General features: G+C 72.1%; 17 protein-coding genes and 1 riboswitch. Of the genes, 8 read left to right on the top strand and 9 right to left on the bottom strand.

Features of this window, described 5'->3' with window-relative positions; all coding sequences use genetic code 11:
- Positions 1–200: 200 nt before the first annotated feature.
- Positions 201–1,553 carry a class II 3-deoxy-7-phosphoheptulonate synthase gene (locus ACZ4AA_RS00255; RefSeq protein ID WP_467592892.1) on the top strand — a complete coding sequence of 451 codons (1,353 nt, stop codon included), beginning with the start codon at positions 201–203 and terminating at the stop codon, positions 1,551–1,553.
- A 160-nt stretch (positions 1,554–1,713) separates the two neighbouring features.
- Positions 1,714–1,971 (top strand): (2Fe-2S)-binding protein, encoded by a 258-nt coding sequence (locus tag ACZ4AA_RS00250; protein ID WP_467592890.1) that lies wholly within the window; start codon positions 1,714–1,716, stop codon positions 1,969–1,971.
- A 34-nt stretch (positions 1,972–2,005) separates the two neighbouring features.
- Here the strand turns inward: ACZ4AA_RS00250 and bfr are convergent, their stop codons facing one another.
- Positions 2,006–2,485 (bottom strand): bacterioferritin, encoded by a 480-nt coding sequence (gene bfr / locus ACZ4AA_RS00245; protein ID WP_351867538.1) that lies wholly within the window; start codon positions 2,483–2,485, stop codon positions 2,006–2,008.
- Between the two features lie 155 nt (positions 2,486–2,640).
- On the opposite strand from bfr, the gene ACZ4AA_RS00240 reads away from it, so the two are divergent.
- Positions 2,641–3,273, top strand: a complete 633-nt coding sequence (locus tag ACZ4AA_RS00240; protein WP_467592888.1) for a sulfite oxidase-like oxidoreductase — start codon at positions 2,641–2,643, stop codon at positions 3,271–3,273.
- A gap of 67 nt (positions 3,274–3,340) precedes the next feature.
- On the opposite strand, the gene ACZ4AA_RS00235 is transcribed toward ACZ4AA_RS00240, so the two are convergent.
- The 5 genes from ACZ4AA_RS00235 to thiO form a co-directional block, all read right to left on the bottom strand.
- A complete protein-coding gene (locus ACZ4AA_RS00235; protein ID WP_467592884.1) occupies positions 3,341–4,210 on the bottom strand; it encodes a deoxyribonuclease IV in 870 nt (289 codons plus the stop codon).
- A gap of 72 nt (positions 4,211–4,282) precedes the next feature.
- Positions 4,283–6,223, bottom strand: a complete 1,941-nt coding sequence (gene pknB, locus ACZ4AA_RS00230; protein WP_467592881.1) for a Stk1 family PASTA domain-containing Ser/Thr kinase — start codon at positions 6,221–6,223, stop codon at positions 4,283–4,285.
- Positions 6,224–6,524: 301 nt separating this feature from the next.
- A complete protein-coding gene (locus tag ACZ4AA_RS00225) occupies positions 6,525–7,319 on the bottom strand; it encodes a thiazole synthase (RefSeq protein ID WP_467592878.1) in 795 nt (264 codons plus the stop codon).
- Positions 7,320–7,322: 3 nt separating this feature from the next.
- On the bottom strand, positions 7,323–7,523 hold the full coding sequence (gene thiS, locus ACZ4AA_RS00220) for a sulfur carrier protein ThiS (protein ID WP_467592875.1): 201 nt from the start codon (positions 7,521–7,523) through the stop codon (positions 7,323–7,325).
- Entirely contained in the window at positions 7,520–8,686 is a 1,167-nt protein-coding gene (thiO, locus tag ACZ4AA_RS00215; RefSeq protein WP_467592873.1) for a glycine oxidase ThiO, read from the bottom strand. Before thiO ends, thiS begins: the two co-directional genes overlap by 4 nt.
- A riboswitch (TPP riboswitch) is annotated at positions 8,684–8,796 on the bottom strand. It overlaps the preceding gene by 3 nt.
- Before the next feature lie 194 nt (positions 8,797–8,990).
- Between thiO and ACZ4AA_RS00210 the strand changes: the two genes are divergently transcribed.
- The 5 genes from ACZ4AA_RS00210 to ACZ4AA_RS00190 all read left to right on the top strand — a co-directional run bounded on the left by ACZ4AA_RS00210 (position 8,991) and on the right by ACZ4AA_RS00190 (position 13,564).
- Positions 8,991–10,229 (top strand): NAD(P)/FAD-dependent oxidoreductase, encoded by a 1,239-nt coding sequence (locus ACZ4AA_RS00210; protein ID WP_467592870.1) that lies wholly within the window; start codon positions 8,991–8,993, stop codon positions 10,227–10,229.
- 64 nt (positions 10,230–10,293) lie between these two features.
- Positions 10,294–10,665, top strand: a complete 372-nt coding sequence (locus ACZ4AA_RS00205) for an Rv2175c family DNA-binding protein (RefSeq protein ID WP_467592868.1) — start codon at positions 10,294–10,296, stop codon at positions 10,663–10,665.
- A 90-nt stretch (positions 10,666–10,755) separates the two neighbouring features.
- Positions 10,756–11,415 carry a thiamine phosphate synthase gene (gene thiE / locus ACZ4AA_RS00200; protein ID WP_467592866.1) on the top strand — a complete coding sequence of 220 codons (660 nt, stop codon included), beginning with the start codon at positions 10,756–10,758 and terminating at the stop codon, positions 11,413–11,415.
- A 128-nt stretch (positions 11,416–11,543) separates the two neighbouring features.
- Complete coding sequence (gene metF, locus ACZ4AA_RS00195) at positions 11,544–12,467, top strand: methylenetetrahydrofolate reductase [NAD(P)H] (protein WP_467592863.1); 924 nt, start codon at positions 11,544–11,546, stop codon at positions 12,465–12,467.
- Between the two features lie 56 nt (positions 12,468–12,523).
- A complete protein-coding gene (locus ACZ4AA_RS00190) occupies positions 12,524–13,564 on the top strand; it encodes an SCO2102 family sporulation regulator (RefSeq protein WP_467592860.1) in 1,041 nt (346 codons plus the stop codon).
- A gap of 31 nt (positions 13,565–13,595) precedes the next feature.
- Here ACZ4AA_RS00190 and ACZ4AA_RS00185 read toward each other — a convergent pair whose 3' ends face one another.
- The 3 genes from ACZ4AA_RS00185 to ACZ4AA_RS00175 all read right to left on the bottom strand — a co-directional run bounded on the left by ACZ4AA_RS00185 (position 13,596) and on the right by ACZ4AA_RS00175 (position 16,785).
- Positions 13,596–15,083: a phytoene desaturase family protein gene (locus ACZ4AA_RS00185; RefSeq protein WP_467592857.1), complete on the bottom strand. Its 1,488-nt coding sequence runs from the start codon at positions 15,081–15,083 to the stop codon at positions 13,596–13,598.
- 66 nt (positions 15,084–15,149) lie between these two features.
- Complete coding sequence (locus tag ACZ4AA_RS00180; RefSeq protein WP_467592855.1) at positions 15,150–15,788, bottom strand: DUF4126 domain-containing protein; 639 nt, start codon at positions 15,786–15,788, stop codon at positions 15,150–15,152.
- A gap of 367 nt (positions 15,789–16,155) precedes the next feature.
- The gene (locus ACZ4AA_RS00175; protein WP_467592852.1) at positions 16,156–16,785 is read right to left on the bottom strand and encodes a TetR/AcrR family transcriptional regulator; all 630 of its coding nucleotides are present in this window, start codon (positions 16,783–16,785) and stop codon (positions 16,156–16,158) included.
- Between the last annotated feature and the right edge of the window lie 23 nt (positions 16,786–16,808).

Below are 16,808 nucleotides of genomic sequence, written 5' to 3'. Positions count from 1 at the left end.
GGCCGCGGGCCCTCCCCACCCCCCGCCCCCCGCCCCCGCACCCCCCCCCCCCGCCGCCCCCCCCCCCCCGGCCCCCCCCCCCCCCCCCCGCCCCCCCCCCCCCCCCCCCCCCGCCCGGGGAGTCACCGATCGAGCGCGGTTCGTCTCACTTGATGAGCATGTGGACGGGACGCCCGACACGACCCCGTAGTGTTGTCCGGGTGACCGTGAACGCTAAGCCCAGCGCGAGCGCTGGCAACACCTGGCGAAACCTGCCCGCGGCGCAGCAGCCCGAGTACCCCGATGCCGAGGCTCTGCGCGATGTGATCGCGGACCTCGAGTCGTATCCGCCGCTCGTCTTCGCGGGCGAGTGCGACCAGCTGCGCGCCCGGATGGCGTCCGTCGCCAAGGGAGAGGCGTTCCTTCTCCAGGGCGGCGACTGCGCCGAGGCCTTCGACGCCGTGTCGGCGGACCACATCCGCAACAAGCTCAAGACGCTGCTCCAGATGGGCGCCGTCCTCACGTACGCCGCCTCGGTTCCCGTGGTGAAGGTCGGCCGGATCGCCGGCCAGTACTCCAAGCCCCGCTCCAAGGGCACCGAGACCCGCGACGGCGTGACCCTGCCGACCTACCGGGGCGACTCGGTCAACGGCTTCGACTTCGACGAGAAGTCCCGCATCCCGGACCCCGAGCGCCTGAAGCGGATGTACAACGCGTCCGCCTCCACGCTCAACCTGGTGCGCGCCTTCACCACCGGCGGTTACGCCGACCTGCGCCAGGTGCACGCCTGGAACCAGGACTTCGTGAAGTCGTCCCCGTCCGGTCAGCGCTACGAACAGCTCGCGCGTGAGATCGACAACGCGATGAACTTCATGCGGGCCTGCGGCACAGACCCGGAGGAGTTCAAGACCGTCGAGTTCTTCTCCTCGCACGAGGCGCTGCTCCTCGACTACGAGTCGGCGCTGACCCGCGTCGACTCGCGCACCGGCAACCTGTACGACGTCTCGGGCCACATGGTGTGGATCGGTGAGCGCACCCGCCAGCTGGACGGGGCGCACATCGAGTTCGCGTCGAAGATCCGCAACCCCGTCGGGATCAAGCTCGGCCCGACGACGACGGCGGAGGAGGCGCTCCAGTACATCGACCGCCTCGACCCGGACCGCGAGCCGGGCCGGCTCACCTTCATCGTGCGCATGGGCGCGGACAAGGTCCGCGACAAGCTGCCCGAGCTGGTCGAGAAGGTCACCGCCTCCGGCGCGACCGTGGCCTGGGTGACCGACCCGATGCACGGCAACACCTTCGAGGCGGCCTCGGGCCACAAGACCCGCCGCTTCGACGACGTGCTCGACGAGGTCAAGGGCTTCTTCGAGGTCCACAAGGGTCTGGGCACGCACCCGGGCGGCATCCACGTCGAGCTCACCGGTGACGACGTCACCGAGTGCGTGGGCGGCGGCGACGAGATCTTCGTCGACGATCTGCACCAGCGCTACGAGACGGCCTGCGACCCCCGTCTGAACCGCAGCCAGTCCCTTGACCTGGCCTTCCTCGTCGCCGAGATGTACCGCGACCAGTAGCAGATCAACAGGCTCCGAGCCTGTTACCGGCACCTGAAGTGGGGCGCGGATCACATACGATCCGCGCCCCACGCCACTTTTGCGGTTTCTGCGCGGCGGGTAAGGTTAGGTTAGCCTCACCGATCATCGGGACGGCACGACCCAACGATTCCGGCGGGAGGTGGACCGCGTGTACGTATGCAGCTGCTTCGGGATCACCGAACAGCAGGTGAAGAAGCACGCGGAGGACGGCGCCTGCACTCCTCGGCAGATAGCCTCGGCCTCCAAGGCGGGCACGGACTGCGGTTCGTGCGTGCGCCGGATCCAGGCGCTGCTGGGCAGGGGCTCGTGCCCGCGCCGTGAGCTGGCGGACCAGGGCATGCCGGTGCTCTCCGAAGTCCTCGAACACGCGGGGGCCGACCGCAGGGAAGCCGCCTAGGGCCTGTCGTTTGGATCAGGTCGCAAGGCAGGCCCTAGCTCTCCGGCTGCTCGATCAGCTGCGCGAGGTACAGCGCCTCACCGAGCTTCTCGACCAGTTCCAGCTGCGTGTCCAGATAGTCGATGTGGTGTTCCTCGTCCTCGAGGATCGACTCGAAGATGTTGGCCGACGTGATGTCGCCCTTCGCGCGCATCACCTCGATCCCGCGCTTGAGGCGGTCGATCGCCTCGACCTCCACCTGACGGTCGGCCTGGAACATCTCGGTGACGGTCTGCCCCACCCGGACGTGGAAGAGCCGCTGGTAGTTCGGCAGCCCGTCCAGGAAGAGGATGCGGTCGGTGAGCACCTCCGCGTGCTTCATCTCGTCGAACGACTCGTGCCGGGTGTACTTCGCGAGCTTCGTCCAGCCGAAGTTCTCCTGCATCTTCGCGTGCAGGAAGTACTGGTTGATCGCGGTCAGCTCACCGGTCAGCTGCTCGTTGAGGAATTCGATGACCTCGGGGTCGCCCTGCATCGCAGAGGCTCCTTCCAAGCGGGGTACTGGGCAGATTGCGCCGCATCCTTGCACCGGTGTCCCGGAGCGTCCAGTAAGTGCACGCTTACTCCGAGTTGCCCCGATCCGGACTGTGCTGGTCATGGGCACTGTTCCGGGTCTGTCAGGATGGAGTCATGGGTCAGCCGGTGGAGCGCGCGTCAGGAGGAACGGCCCAGTCGGAGCTTCCGCCGGGACAGCGGCTTCAGCGCGGCTGGCCGGTCACGCACTACGGGCCCGTCCCCAAGTTCCGCCCCGAGCGCTGGGAGTTCCGGGTCTTCGGCGCCACCGCCGACGGCGGGAAGCAGTGCTGGAACCACGAGGAGTTCACCGCCCTCCCGTACGCCTCCGTCGTGGCCGATCTGCACTGCGTGACGAAGTTCAGCATGCTGGGGGCCGAATGGGGTGGGGTGCCCGCCCGGGCGATCCTGGAGATAGCCCCGCCCGCGCCGACCGTCACCCATGTGATGGTCTGGGCCGAGTACGGCTTCAGCTCCAACCTGCGCCTCGCGGACTTCGCCTCCGAGCGCACCATCTTCGCCACCCACAAGGACGGCGAGCTGCTGACGGCCGAGCACGGGTTCCCGCTGCGCCTGGTCGTCCCGCATCTGTACGCGTGGAAGGGCCCCAAGTGGGTCCGCGGCGTCGAGTACATGACCGCCGACCGCCGCGGCTTCTGGGAGGAGCGCGGCTACCACAACGTCGGTGACCCGTGGCGCGAGCAGCGCTACTCCTACCAGGAGGAACCCGGGGACGGCCCCGAACTCTGAGCCCTCGCTCCCGGCCGCGCACTCCGAGCCCCGCCGCACTCCGGGCACCCGCTCCCGGGCCCCGGGCTCAGCCGTCGCGGAGCTTCTTCAGCCGCTCCACATCGGCCGCGTGGCCCTCTTTCCCGCCGGGCGTCTCGATGATCAGCGGAACGCCCTCCGTCGCGGGATGCGTCATCAGGGCGCGGAACGGGTCCTCGCCTATGTGGCCGGAGCCGATGTTCTCGTGGCGGTCCTTGTGTGCGCCGACCACGTCCTTGGAGTCGTTGGCGTGGATCAGCTTCAGCCGTCCCTCGCCGACGGTGTCGACCAGCAGATCGAGGGTCTGGTGCATGCCGCTCGGTCCGGTCAGGTCGTGGCCCGCCGCGAAGATATGGCAGGTGTCGAGACAGACGCCCAGCCTGGGGTGGGCGTCCAGGGCCTCGAAGTAGGGCCCGAAGTCCCAGGTGCGCGAGCACAGGGAGGCGCCCTGGCCGACCGTCGACTCCAGCAGGAGGAACGGGTCGTCGTCGTGGGTCAGCTCGTCCAGGAGCGGCAGCAGACGGTCGCGGACCTGCTTCAGGGCGACGGAGCGCTCCCGGCCGCCGGTGGCGCTGCCGGTGTGCACGACCACCCCGAGGGCGCCGATCTCCCGCCCGCGCCGCAGTGAGTGCCGCAGCGACTCCACCGACTTCTCGACCGTCGCCTCGGTGTGCGAGCCGAAGTTGATCAGATACGGGGCGTGGACGTACGCGGGGATCGAACCGGCGGCACACGCGGCGCGGAAGTCCTCGTCCTGCTTCGGGTTCCCCGCGGGAGTCGCCCAGCCGCGCGGGTTGGCGACGAAGACCTGCACGGTCTCGGCCGCGAGGTCACGGGCGTAGGCCAGGCCCACGGAGCTGAGGCCGCCGGCCACGGGGACGTGGCCGCCGACGGGGTTGCGGAGCTTCTTGCCGGTCACACCCGCCAGGGTGTCACGCGCCGCCAGGCACCCCGCGGGCGGACCCGTGTCCCCCGGTCCCGGCGGCTGTGCTCAGCGGATCTGGATCGTGATCGTCGAGCCCTTGGGCGCCGTGTCACCGCCGTGCACCGACTGCTTCTTGACGGTGTCGCCGAAGAGCCCGAGCAGTCCGCGGTCCTCGTCGACCTTGAACCCGGCGTCCCCCAGCGCCTTCTTGGCGTCGTCCACGCTGTCGCCCACGACGTCCGGGACCTCGACCATCTCGGGGCCCTTGGAGAGCGTCAGCGTCACCGTGTCGCCCGTGGCGGCCTCGCCCCCGGCGCCCGGGGACTGCTGGGCGACCTGCCCCTTGTCGAACTCCGAGTTGACCCGCTCCGCGGCGATCCTCACCTTCAGACCCGCGCCCTCCAGTTGCGTGGTGGCGTCCTCGACGGACAAGCCGGTCACGTCGGGCAGGTCCACGGGAGCGCCCTTGCTCACGACGATCGCGATGGCCGAACCCGAGTGCCGCTCGGTGCCCGCGGCCGGATCCGTACCGATCACGAAGCCCTTGAGCACGTCCTGGCTGAACGCGCGCGTGACCATGCCAGGGGCGAGCCCGTCACCCTTGAGCACGTCCTTCGCCTTGAACAGCGCGATTCCCTTCAGGTCCGGCACCTTCACGGTCCTGGGGCCGTCGGAGACGGTCAGTGTCACCGAGTCGTTGTCGCGGATCCGCTGGCCGACACCCGGGTCGGTGCTGATGACCGTGCCCCGCTTCACGGTGTCGCTGTAGGCGTGTCTGACCGCCTTGACGTCGAGCCCGGCGCCCTGGAGCTGCTTCCTGGCCTGCTGCTCCGACTTCGCCAGGACGGGCGGGACCTTGGTGAACTGGCCCGAGTTGATGTACCAGACACCGGCGCCGAGGCCGAGGACCAGCACGATCGCGGCGACGACCAGGAACATCCCGCGCCGTGGCCGCGGGCCCGGAGGCTGCGCGGGCATGACCGGCGCGGTGGTGAAGGGGCTGCTCTGCTCGAACCGGCTGGTCCGGTCGACGGCGCCGTCGTCCTCGTTCACCGGCAGCAGCCGGGGGACGGACAGCGAGCGCGGGATCACGCTCGTACGGTCGTCGGCGTTGTCGTGGCCCACGGACAGGGCGCCCGGCGGAACCGCGTCGAGCTGCTCGGCGGTGAGACCGGCCCGCGCCTCCAGGACCTGGCCGAGCAGCGCCACGGCGTCGCCGGGACGGAGTTCGGGATTGCGGGCCGTGGCCGCGGTGACCAGCTCGTCCAGCGCGTACGCCAGACCCGGCACGACGGCCGAGGGAGGCGGCACGTCCTGGTGGAGGTGCTGGTAGAGAACCTGGGCGGCGGAGTCGGCGGTGTGCGGCTTGGCGCCGGTGAGCATCTCGTACAGGACGACTCCGCAGGCGTAGACGTCGACCCGGGTGTCGGAGGTGCCGTGCTCGATCTGCTCGGGGGCGAGGTACGACACGGTGCCGAGGACGGTGCCCGTCGTGCTGGTCACCGTGTCCACGGCGCGCACGAGGCCGAAGTCCGCGACCTTGACCCGGCCGTCGTCCCCTATCAGGACGTTCTCCGGCTTCATGTCACGGTGCACGAACCCGGCGCGGTGGGCGGCGCCGAGCGCCGCGAGCACCGGCTCCAGGATGTCGAGCGCGGCCCGCGGCTGGAGGGCGCCGCGCTCGCGCAGCACGTCGCGCAGGGTGCACCCGGCGATGTACTCCATGGCCAGGTAGACGTACGACCCGTCCGCCCCCTGGTCGAAGACCTGCACCACGTTCGGGTGCGCCAGCCGTGCCACCGACTTGGCCTCGCGGATGAACCGCTCGACGAACGAGGCGTCGGCGGCGAGCGTCGGGTGCATCACCTTGAGCGCGAGCACACGGTCGAGGCGGGTGTCCAAGGCCCTGTAGACCGTGGCCATGCCGCCGACGGCGATCCGTGCCTCGACGCGATACCGGCCGTCGAGCACGTGTCCGACAAGCGGGTCCTGAAGGGTCGTATCCACGCAGGTGAGTCTACGAGCCGCCACTGTCACGGCGCCCCGTTCGGGCGATTCAGGGGCCCGACTGCATCCGAGCTGTGACGAGCGCGGCCCGTACGAAGATCCGTTCGTCGCACAGATGTCCGATCAGCCCCCGTCTGTCACCGCAAGGCCACAACACGACAACCTGCGCGGGCCCCGGCCGGAAACCGACGGCGGGTGTCCCGGCGCTCGGAGCGCGGCCGGGCGCCCCGGGCGGCCGGAGCGCAGGGCTCCGCCCCGGCCGGTTCGAGCGCCGGGCGCTCCGGGCGCACGCCCCGTGAGGTCAGAACGCCGGGCGCTCCGGGTCCAGTTCCGCCATGCCCTCCACGGGGGAGGACGCCCTGGCGAAGTGCCGCCGGGGGATGCGCCCCGCCCGCCGCGCCAGCCGCCCCGCCTCCACCGCGTGCCGCATCGCCCCCGCCATCAGCACGGGCTCCTGCGCCCGGGTCACCGCGGAGGCGAGCATCACCCCAGCGCACCCCAGCTCCATCGCGAGCGCGGCGTCCGAGGCCGTACCCGCCCCCGCGTCCAGGATCACCGGCACCCGCGCGTGCTCGACGATCAGCTCGAAGTTGTGCGGGTTGCGGATCCCGAGCCCGGACCCGATGGGCGAGCCGAGCGGCATGATCGCCGCACAGCCCACGTCCTCCAGCTTCCGCGCCAGCACCGGGTCGTCGTTCGTGTACGGCAGCACGGTGAAACCGTCGTCGACCAGTGTCTCCGCCGCGTCCAGCAGCTCGATCGGATCGGGCAGCAGGGTGCGCTCGTCGGCGATGACCTCCAGCTTCACCAGATCGGTGCCCAGCGCCTCGCGCGCCAGACGGGCGGTCAGCACGGCCTCGCCCGCGGTGTAGCAGCCGGCCGTGTTCGGCAGGACCCGGATGCCGAGACGGGCCAGCACCGACAGGACCGAACCGTGCACGGACGCGTCGACGCGCCGCATCGCGACCGTCGTCAGCTCCGTGCCGGACGCCACCAGGGAGCGTTCCAGCACGTCGAGGCTGGGCGCGCCGCCCGTCCCCATGATCAGCCGGGACCCGTAGGCCGTACCGCCGAGGACGAAGGGATCGTCTGCCATGGGTCAGCCTCCTTGGACGGCGGTGAGGACCTCGACGCGGTCGCCCTCGGCGAGCGCGGTGGACGACCACCGCGCGCGCGGGACGACGGTCTCGTTCAGGGCGGCGGCCACCCCGGACGACGACGGGGTGAGGGTCGCGACGAGCGCATCCAGCGCGGTACCCGCGGCGATCCGCCGGAGCTCCCCGTTGACGACGATGTTCATACGGGCAGCTCCGTGCGGGCCGTGGCGCCGAAGCGCAGCGGGGTGAAGGGGCGGGCCTCGGCGGGGAGTTCGCCGGTGGTCAGGGCATGGGCCATCACGTCGCCTGTCACCGGCGTCAGCAGCACACCGTTGCGGTGGTGGCCGGTGGCCAGCAGCAGGCCGTCCAAGGCGCTCGGGCCGAGCAGCGGAGCGTTGTCGGGCGAGCAGGGGCGCAGCCCCGCGCGGGTCTCGGTGAGCGGCAGTTCGGTGATCCCGGGGACCAGTTCGTGCGCGTCGCGCAGCAGCTCGTACACGCCGCCGGCCGTCACCGTGGTGTCCCAGCCCAGCTCCTCGCTGGTCGCCCCGACCACGAGTTCGCCGTTCTCGCGCGGCACCAGATAGACGTGGCTGCCGCGCACGACGGCCCGCACGGTCCGGCTGAGGAACGGGGCGTACGGCCCGGGCACGGTCAGCCGCAGTACCTGCCCCTTGACCGGGCGCACCGGCGGCACGGCCTCGTCCGGGACGCCCGCCAGACGCCCGCTGAGGCTGCCCCCGGCGAGCACCACCCGGTCCGCGCCGAGCTCGGTGCCCTCGGCGGTGACGACCCCGGCGGCCCGTTCCCGTACGACGGTCAGACGCTCCGCCCAGGTCCGGTGCACGCTCACCCCGGCCCGCTCGCACGCGGTGACCAGGGCGCGCGCGAGGCGCCGCGGGTCGATCTGGTGATCGCCGTCCACGCGCAGGCCTCCGCGCACGCCGGGCGCGAGCATCGGCTCCAGCCGGCGGCACTCCCGGCCGCTCAGCCACTCCGACTCCAGCCCGCACCGGACCTGGAGCGCGTGCAGTTCCCGCAGATGGGCGCGGTCGTCGGCGTCCAGCGCGACGGCCAGCGTGCCCGACCTGCGGTAGCCGAGGTCCTGGCCACTCGCCTCGGTGAGCTCGGCGGCGAAGTCCGGATAGCGGCGCGCCGAGGCGAGGTTGAGGCCCAGCAGGGTCTCCTCGCCGAAGTGCAGCTCCGTGACGGCGGCCAGCATCCCGGCCGCGACCTGGGCGGCCCCACCGCCCGGCTCGGGGTCCACGAGCGCGGTCGTGAACCCGCGCTGCGCGGCCCGCCAGGCCGTCACCAGACCGATGATCCCGCCCCCGACGACGAGGACGTCCGACGTACGTGCAGACAGCATGGGCGTCCAGCCCCTCCCTTCGCCGGCATGACCCGGATCAGGTTCGTACGGTCGGAGGCCGCCCAGCCTCCCTCTCAGCCCGGTGCGTCCGGGCTCCCGCGAGTGCTTTACGTCGGCCACCCTAGCCCGCCCCCGTCCGTGCCGGTAAGGGAGCCCGCGCCCGTGGCGCCACCGCCCGCCGCCCCGTCCGCGCCCCCGGCGCCGGGAGGGGCGCGGCCGGGGAAGCGCCCGGCACCGGTCGTGTGGAACAGGTCACCGCGCACGTCCGCTGACTGACGGATCGTCACGTGTCTATGGTGACCGGGTGAGCGATCAGACGCAGGCACAGTCCCCGTCGCGGAGCACCGCGGCACGACGGGTCGTCGTGGTGGGCGCGGGCATGGCCGGGGTACAGACCGCGGTCGCCCTGCGCGAACAGGGCTTCACGGGCACCGTCACACTGATCGGCGCGGAGCCGCATCAGCCCTACGACCGGCCGCCGCTCTCCAAGGCCGTCCTGCTCGGCAAGGCCGAGGGCTCCGCCTTCGACGTCGACTTCGAGTCCCTGGACATCGATCTCAGGCTGGGCAATGAGGCGCTCGGCGTGCGCCCCGGCGAGCACGAACTGGACACCGCCGCGGGACCCGTCCCGTACGACGTCCTGGTCGTCGCCACCGGGGCCGAGCCGATCCGGCTCCCCGGCGCCGAGGGCATGCCCGGAGTGCATCTGCTGCGCACCCTGGACGACGCGGACCGGCTGCGTCCCGTTCTCGCACGGCAGCACGACATCGTGGTGGTCGGAGCGGGCTGGATCGGCGCCGAGTTCGCCACGGCCGCCCGGGAGGCGGGCTGCGCGGTCACCGTCGTCGAGGCCGCCGACCGGCCGCTCGCCGGCGCGCTGCCGGCCGAGGTCGCCGCCCCGATGGCCGCCTGGTACGCGGACAGCGGGGCCTCGCTGCGCACCCGCGCGAGAGTGGAGCGCGTCGAGCCGGGCGCGGTGGTCCTGGACGACGGATCCCGGGTGCCCGCGGGCGCCGTCGTGGTCGGGATCGGCGCGCGCCCCGCCACCGCCTGGACCGCCGGCTCCGGCATCGAACTCGGCGCCCACCGGGAGATCGTCGCCGACGACCATCTGCGCACCTCCCTGCCGGACGTCTACGCGGTCGGCGACTGCGCCTCCTTCCCGTCCGGGCGCTACGGGGAACGCCTCCTCGTCCACCACTGGGACAACGCCCTCCAGGGCCCCCGCACGGTCGCCCTGAACATCGTCGGGGAGACACCCGCCGCCTACGACCCGGTGCCCTACTTCTGGTCCGAGCAGTTCGGCCGCTTCGTGCAGTACGTCGGCCACCACACCCCCGCCGACACCCTGGTGTGGCGCGGCGACCCCGCGGGCGTCTCCTGGTCGGTGTGCTGGCTGCGCGCGACGCGTCTCGTCGCCCTCCTCGCGGTGGGCCGTCCGAGGGATCTGGCCCAGGGCCGCCGGCTGATCGAGGCGGGCGCGGTCATGGACCCGGAGCTGATCGTGGACCCGGCGAGGCCGCTGAAGGGCGCCACGGCCTGATCCCAGACCCCGGGTCGGACGCCCTCGGCTTCCGACTGTCGGTGCGGGATGGCAGGCTTGTCCCGTGACCGAGATTGACGCAAAGATCGATGCTCTCGTCCCCGCCTGGCTCACCCTCCCCGACATCGCCGAACAGCTCGGCGTCGAGGTGACACGCGTCCGGCAGCTGGTCAGGGAAGGCCAGCTGATCGCCGTACGCCGTGGTGAGAACCGCGCGCTGCACGTCCCCGCCGACTTCATCGACGTGGACGAGCAGAAGGTCGTCAAGGGCCTGGCCGGCACCCTGACGCTCCTGAGGGACGACGGCTTCTCCGACGAAGAGGCCCTCGAGTGGCTCTTCACCCCCGACCCGACCCTGCCCGGCACCCCCGCGCAGGCGCTGAGCGAGAATCGCGGCACGGAGGTGAAGCGCCGCGCCCAGGCGCTCGCCGTCTGACCTGTTCGAGACCGTCCGGCACGGGGAGCACGACGGCGGGACCATTCCGGCCGCCGCGCTCCCCGCGCACCGACCACGGGGGACCCACGCATGCCCGAGTACGCCGCCACGACCGCCCGGGAGCGCCTCGCCGACGCCCGCGTCTATCTGTGCACGGACGCCCGCCGACGCCAGGGCGACCTCGCCGAGTTCCTCGACGCGGTCCTCGCGGGCGGCGTCGACATCGTGCAGCTGCGCGACAAGGGCATGGAGGCGGGGGAGGAGCTGGAGCACCTCCAGGTCTTCGCGGACGTCTGCGCCCGGCACGGCAGGCTCCTCGCGGTCAACGACCGCGCGGACGTCGCCCACGCGGCCCGCGCCGACGTCCTGCACCTGGGCCAGGGCGACCTCCCGGTCCCCGCGGCCCGCGCGATCCTCGGCGACGAGGTGCTCGTCGGCCGCTCCACGCACGCCGAGGCCGAGGCCGAGGCGGCCGCCTTCCAGGAGGGCGTCGACTACTTCTGCACCGGCCCTTGCTGGCCCACCCCCACCAAGCCCGGCCGCCACGCACCCGGACTCGGCCTGGTCCGCCACACGGCGGCCCTCGGCACCGACCGTCCCTGGTTCGCGATCGGCGGCATCGACCTCGGCCGGCTGGACGAGGTGCTCGAAGCCGGTGCCCGCCGGGTCGTCGTCGTCCGGGCGATCACCGAGGCGGACGACCCGGGCGCGGCGGCGGCGGAGTTCGCCGAGCGGCTGCGCACGGCGTAGCGGCGCCGGAACACCCGCGCGGGCGTCCCGGAGGGGCCGCTGTCCGAGGGGTGGACAAGAACGCGACAGATCGGACAAAAGTCAGCGGTTCGGTTGGGGGACCGGCGCCCTCTGGCTAACCTGCCAGTATGGCCCTCGGATCCGCTTCCACCAGGACTGATCGCGCTCGCACCGTGCGCGACATGCTCGCGACCGGCAAACAGACCTATTCCTTCGAGTTCTCCGCGCCGAAGACCCCCAAGGGCGAGCGGAACCTGTGGAACGCCCTGCGGCGGGTGGAGGCCGTGGCGCCCGACTTCGTCTCCGTGACCTACGGCGCCGGCGGCTCGACGCGGGCCGGCACGGTCAAGGAGACCGAGCAGATCGTGCTCGACACGACCCTCACCCCGGTCGCGCACCTCACCGCGGTCAACCACTCGATCGCCGAGCTGCGCAACATCATCGGGCAGTACGCGGACGCGGGCATCCGCAACATGCTCGCCGTGCGCGGCGACCCGCCCGGCGACCCCATGGGGGAGTGGGTCCCGCACCCCCAGGGCCTGACCTACGCGGCCGAACTGGTGCGTCTCATCAAGGAATCCGGCGATTTCTGCGTCGGCGTCGCGGCCTTCCCCGAGATGCATCCCCGCTCCACGGAGTGGGACCTGGACGTCTCGCACTTCGTCGACAAGTGCCGTGCCGGCGCCGACTACGCGATCACGCAGATGTTCTTCCAGCCGGAGTCCTACCTGCGTCTGCGTGACCGGGTCGACGCGGCGGGCTGCGCCACTCCGGTCATCCCGGAGGTCATGCCCGTGACAAGTGTGAAGATGTTGGAACGGCTGCCCAAACTCTCGAATGCTTCGTTCCCGGACGTCCTGAAAGAGCGGATCCTCACAGTCAAAGACGATCCGGCGGCTGTACGCTCCATGGGGATCGAGTTCGCGACGGAGTTCTGCGCGAGGTTGTTGACCGAGGGAGTCCCCGGACTGCACTTCATCACGCTCAACAACTCCACGGCGACGCTGGAAATCTACGAGAATCTGGGCCTGCACCACCCGCAGCAGGCCTAGACCGGTCGCACCCGCGTACGACACACTGCGTAGCGGCCACTGGGAGAGGGGCGTACATGGGCTTGACGGTCCTCTATCTGGCATTCGGCATCGTCGCGTTGTGGCTGCTCGGCGAGGTGCTGTTGCAGTACAAGGCGCGGCTGCGCTTCCGGCTGCTCGCCTTCGTCGGCTTCCTCGGTGTGGTTCTCGGCGTCCTGATGCACTCGATCCCGGTCATCGGCCTGGGCGCGGCCGCCTTCACGGTCGGTCAGACCTATGTGACGCTGTCGTTCCGCCAGGGCTTCGCGCAGGGCTGGGCCATCAAGGGCCCCGGCGCGGAGGACGGGCCCGGCAAGCTCGGCAAGCTCAGCAAGCGCCGCCGCAGCGAGCCGGAGGAGGCCGACGAGCTCGACGAGAGCCAGGAGCTCGAAGAGGTCGAGGTGGCCGCCTACCGGCGCGAGGACCCGTACGCCGCCGACGAGGACGACGTCTTCACGCCCACCCCGTCCGACCGCTTCGCGCCCCCGGAGCCGGCCGAGGCCCCGGCCGGAGAGCCCACCTCGGTCTACGAGCCGCAGCCCCTGCCCGAGGACACCGGCTCGTACGGCGTCTACGACACCACCGCCTACTCCGGCGCGGGCGACCAGTCCTACGCCGGAGCCTCCCCGTCCCAGGACCAGCAGGCCTACTCGACGGGCCAGAACCAGCAGGCCTACGCGACCGGGCAGAACCAGCAGGCCTACGCGTACGACGGCTACTCGGGCTACGACCAGCAGCAGTACGCCTACGGCAACGGTCAGCAGCAGTACGCCGGCTACACGGACCCGTACACCGGCCAGCAGTACACGGGCGCCACGTACGACCAGAACGCCTACAACGGCGGCGACCAGCAGCAGTACGCGCAGCAGCAGAACTACGGCCAGGAGCAGTACGCCACCGGCACGTACGGCGGCGAGACCCCGGCCGGCGGCGTCTGGGTGCCGCAGCAGCGCACCGACGAGTACGGCGGCGAACTCCCGCCCGAGCAACAGCAACAGCAGTACCCGTACCAGGGCAACGGCAACGGCAACGGCAACAGCAACGGCAACGCCGGGTACGACGAGCAGTACCGCTACTGAACCGCCCCGCCGTTCCGGCCCCCGGCTCCGGTCACTGAGAGCCCTGGAAGTCCGGTCCTTCCACGATCAACCCGGCCACCAGCGCGCCCGACATGCCCGCGTGCGGCAGACCGCCCCCCGGGTGTGCCCAGCCTCCGGCCGCGAAGAGCCCCGGTATCCGCGTGGTGTTCGACGGGTACAGCAGCCGGCCGTCCGCCGCGGCGAGCGCCGGAGCGGGAACCGCGCCGTCCGGCACGCCGGTCTCCTCCGCGATGTCGGCCGGGGTGCGGACCTCGTGCCACAGCAGCCGGTCGCGCAGACCCGGCACGGCCCGCCCGGCGGCGTCCACGACCCGCTCCACGTCCTCCTCCGACACCTGCGCGCCGGACGGCACCGTGACGGTCAGTGTCAGCGCCTCGTGCTCCGCGTCCGGCACGAGCGCGGGGTCGTCGGGACGCGTCATCACGACGGTCGGGGCCGCGGGCACCCCGGGGCGCTCGCCGAAGAGCCGCTCCAGCTCGCCGTCGCGGTCCACCGAGTGGACCACCGTCCGGTGCGCCACGCCCTCGGGCCGTCCGTCGCGCAGCGCGAGCAGCAGGGTCAGCCGGCTGGCCGCGCCGGGCCGCGACGGCACCTCGCCGGCGCCCCGGAGCCCGGCCCCGGCGACGAGTCCGTCCGGTGCCACGCCCGCGACCACGAGGTCGGCCCGCTCGAACGTGCCGTCCGGAGCGAGCTCCACACCGGCGGCCCGACCGTCCTTCTCGACGATCCGTCCGACGCGGGTGCCGAACCGGAACTCGACCCCGCGCTCCAGGCACCGCTCGTACACGGCGCGTGCCAGCTCCCGGATGCCGCCGCGCACGTACCAGGTGCCGAAGGCGTGGTCCATGTACGGCAGCACGGAGGCGCTCGCGGGGGTGGCGCGCGGATCGAGACCGTACGCCAGCGCGTGACTCTCCAGGAGGGCCCTCAGACGCGGGTCGCGCAGCTCCCAGGCGGCGACCTCGGCCAGGGTCCCGGCCCGGCGGGTGCGCAGCAGCCTCTTGTGCGGCACCGAGGGGTAGGGGTCGCGCTCGGCCAGCACCGCCCAGTCGGGCCACAGCGGCTCCTCCAGGAGCGGCCGGCGCGCACGGTCCCAGGCATCCCGGGCCCGCACCAGGAACTCGCCCCACCGGGCGCCCGCACCGCCGCCGAGCGCCTCGTCCAGCGCGCCGACCACACCCGCGCGCGAGGCGTTCGGCAGCGACACCCGGGTGCCGTCCGCGAAGACATGACAGGCCGCCGGGTCGACCTGCACCAGATCGACGCACTCCTCCAGGGGCCGCTTCCCGGTCTTGACGAACAGGTCGCGGTGGACCGCGGGCACCGGCACCAGGCCGGGGCCCGTGTCGAAGACGAAGCCGTCCCGCTCGAAGCGGCGCACCGCACCGCCGTACGTGTCCGTCCGCTCGTACACCACCACCCGGTGGCCCGCGACGGCCAGCCGGGCGGCGGCCGCCATCGCGCCCATCCCGGCGCCGATCACCGCAATCCGTCCCATGCCGGCGACTTTATCGGCCCCCACCGACAGTCCGGTCGGCCGCGGTCCTCTCCCGCGGCGGTCCGGTCAGCCGCCGTCCGCCCACGGAGTCCGGCCGGGCGGACGCCCCGCCGTCGCGGCCGTCCGCCGCTCCTGTCGGCGCAGGGCCCGGCGGCGCAGGAAGCGTCTGATCCGCGAGACGAGGAAGCAGAGCACCGCGAGTCCCGCGCACAGCAGGGCGCCGGCGATGCTCGCCGCGGCCCAGGGATGGAAGATCGCCAGGGTGACGATCCCCGCGACCCCGAGATCCTCGGCGGTGCTCATCACGATGTTGCTGAAGGGCTCCGGCGAGGTGTTGACCGCCATCCGGGCCCCGGCCTTGACCGCGTGGCTCGCAAGGGCGGTCGAACCGCCGAGCACGGCCGCCGTCAGATCCGAGACCGACCCGCTCTGCCCCGCGAGCAGCGCCCCGACCCAGGCACCCGCCGCCGGCCGGATCACCGTGTGCACCGAGTCCCACACCGAGTCGACGTACGGGATCTTGTCCGCGACCGCCTCGCAGAGGAACAGAATTCCGACTGTGACCAGGATCTCAGGGCGTTGCAGGGCCTGCGGGACCTCGTCGCTGAGCCCGGTGGCGCCGAACACACCGAGGAGCAGCACCACCGCGTACGCGTTGATGCCGCTGGCCCAGCCGCTGGTGAAGACGAGGGGGAGTACCGACACGGAGGGGATCGTAACCAGTGCGCGACGGCGGCGTCCTGGGTCTGAGCACGTATGCCTGAGTATCCGTACCTACAGGGTGAGATGAGTAGGCGTACGGATGGGTGCGACCTGCGCGAACGGGAGAGTGGAGGCACGGAAAGGGGCGCGGCTCCGGCACCGCCGACACGGGGCGGCGGAACGGAACCCGCGCCCTTGGCCGCTCCTTCCGCCGGCTCGGCCGGCGGGAGCGAGACACGGGGGAACCCGGGGGACGACCGAACGGGGGCCCGACGGGGTACGGGGGAGAGCACGGCGAAGCGCCGGTACGGACGGCCCGCGGGGGACGCGGGCGGCCGGACCGGCGCTCTCGTGCGTACGGTGCCCCGCCTCAGCCGTGGCCGCTCACGCGCCCCTGGAGGAGCCGGGACAGTGCCGCGTGGACCTCGTCCAGGGAACGCTCCGGCTGGAACGCCTGCCAGTCCAGGGCGGCCACCAGGACCATCCCGACCAGCGCCGCCGCCGTCAGCGGGATGTCGATCTCGTCGCTGAGCTCCCCGCCCGCCACCGCGTCGCGCAGAACGCCCTCGACGACCGCCACCGCCTGCTGCCGCACCACCATCAGGGTGGACTGCCAGGCCCGGTTGGTGCGCCAGAGCTCCGCCACGTAGAGCTGGGTGAACGCCGGATAGCGGTTGATGAAGACGAGCCCGGCCCGGATCATCGCGTCCAGCGCGTCGACCTTGCTGCCGCCGTCCCGGTCGGTCTTCTCCGCCGCCTCCCGCAGCGAGGCGGTCAGGAGCCCCACGCCATGGCGCAGCAGTTCTTCGAAGAGGACCGATTTGCTCGCGAAGTTGTAGTAGACCGTGCCCTTAGCGACCCCGGCCCGCTCGGCGATCTCGTCCACCGTGGTGGCGGAGAACCCCTGTTCGGCGATCAGGGTGACGGCCGCCTCGTAGAGCTTCTGCCGGGTCGCCTCGCGGCGGCTGCCACCGCCCGCCGTGGTGCTGCTGCTTTCCATGGCACCGATTGTCACAGGAGCAC

The sequence above is a fragment of the Streptomyces sp. NPDC024698 genome (assembly GCF_055559015.1).
The sequence above is the reverse complement of the archived record's forward strand: the minus strand, read 5'-3'. Positions and strand labels throughout refer to the sequence as shown.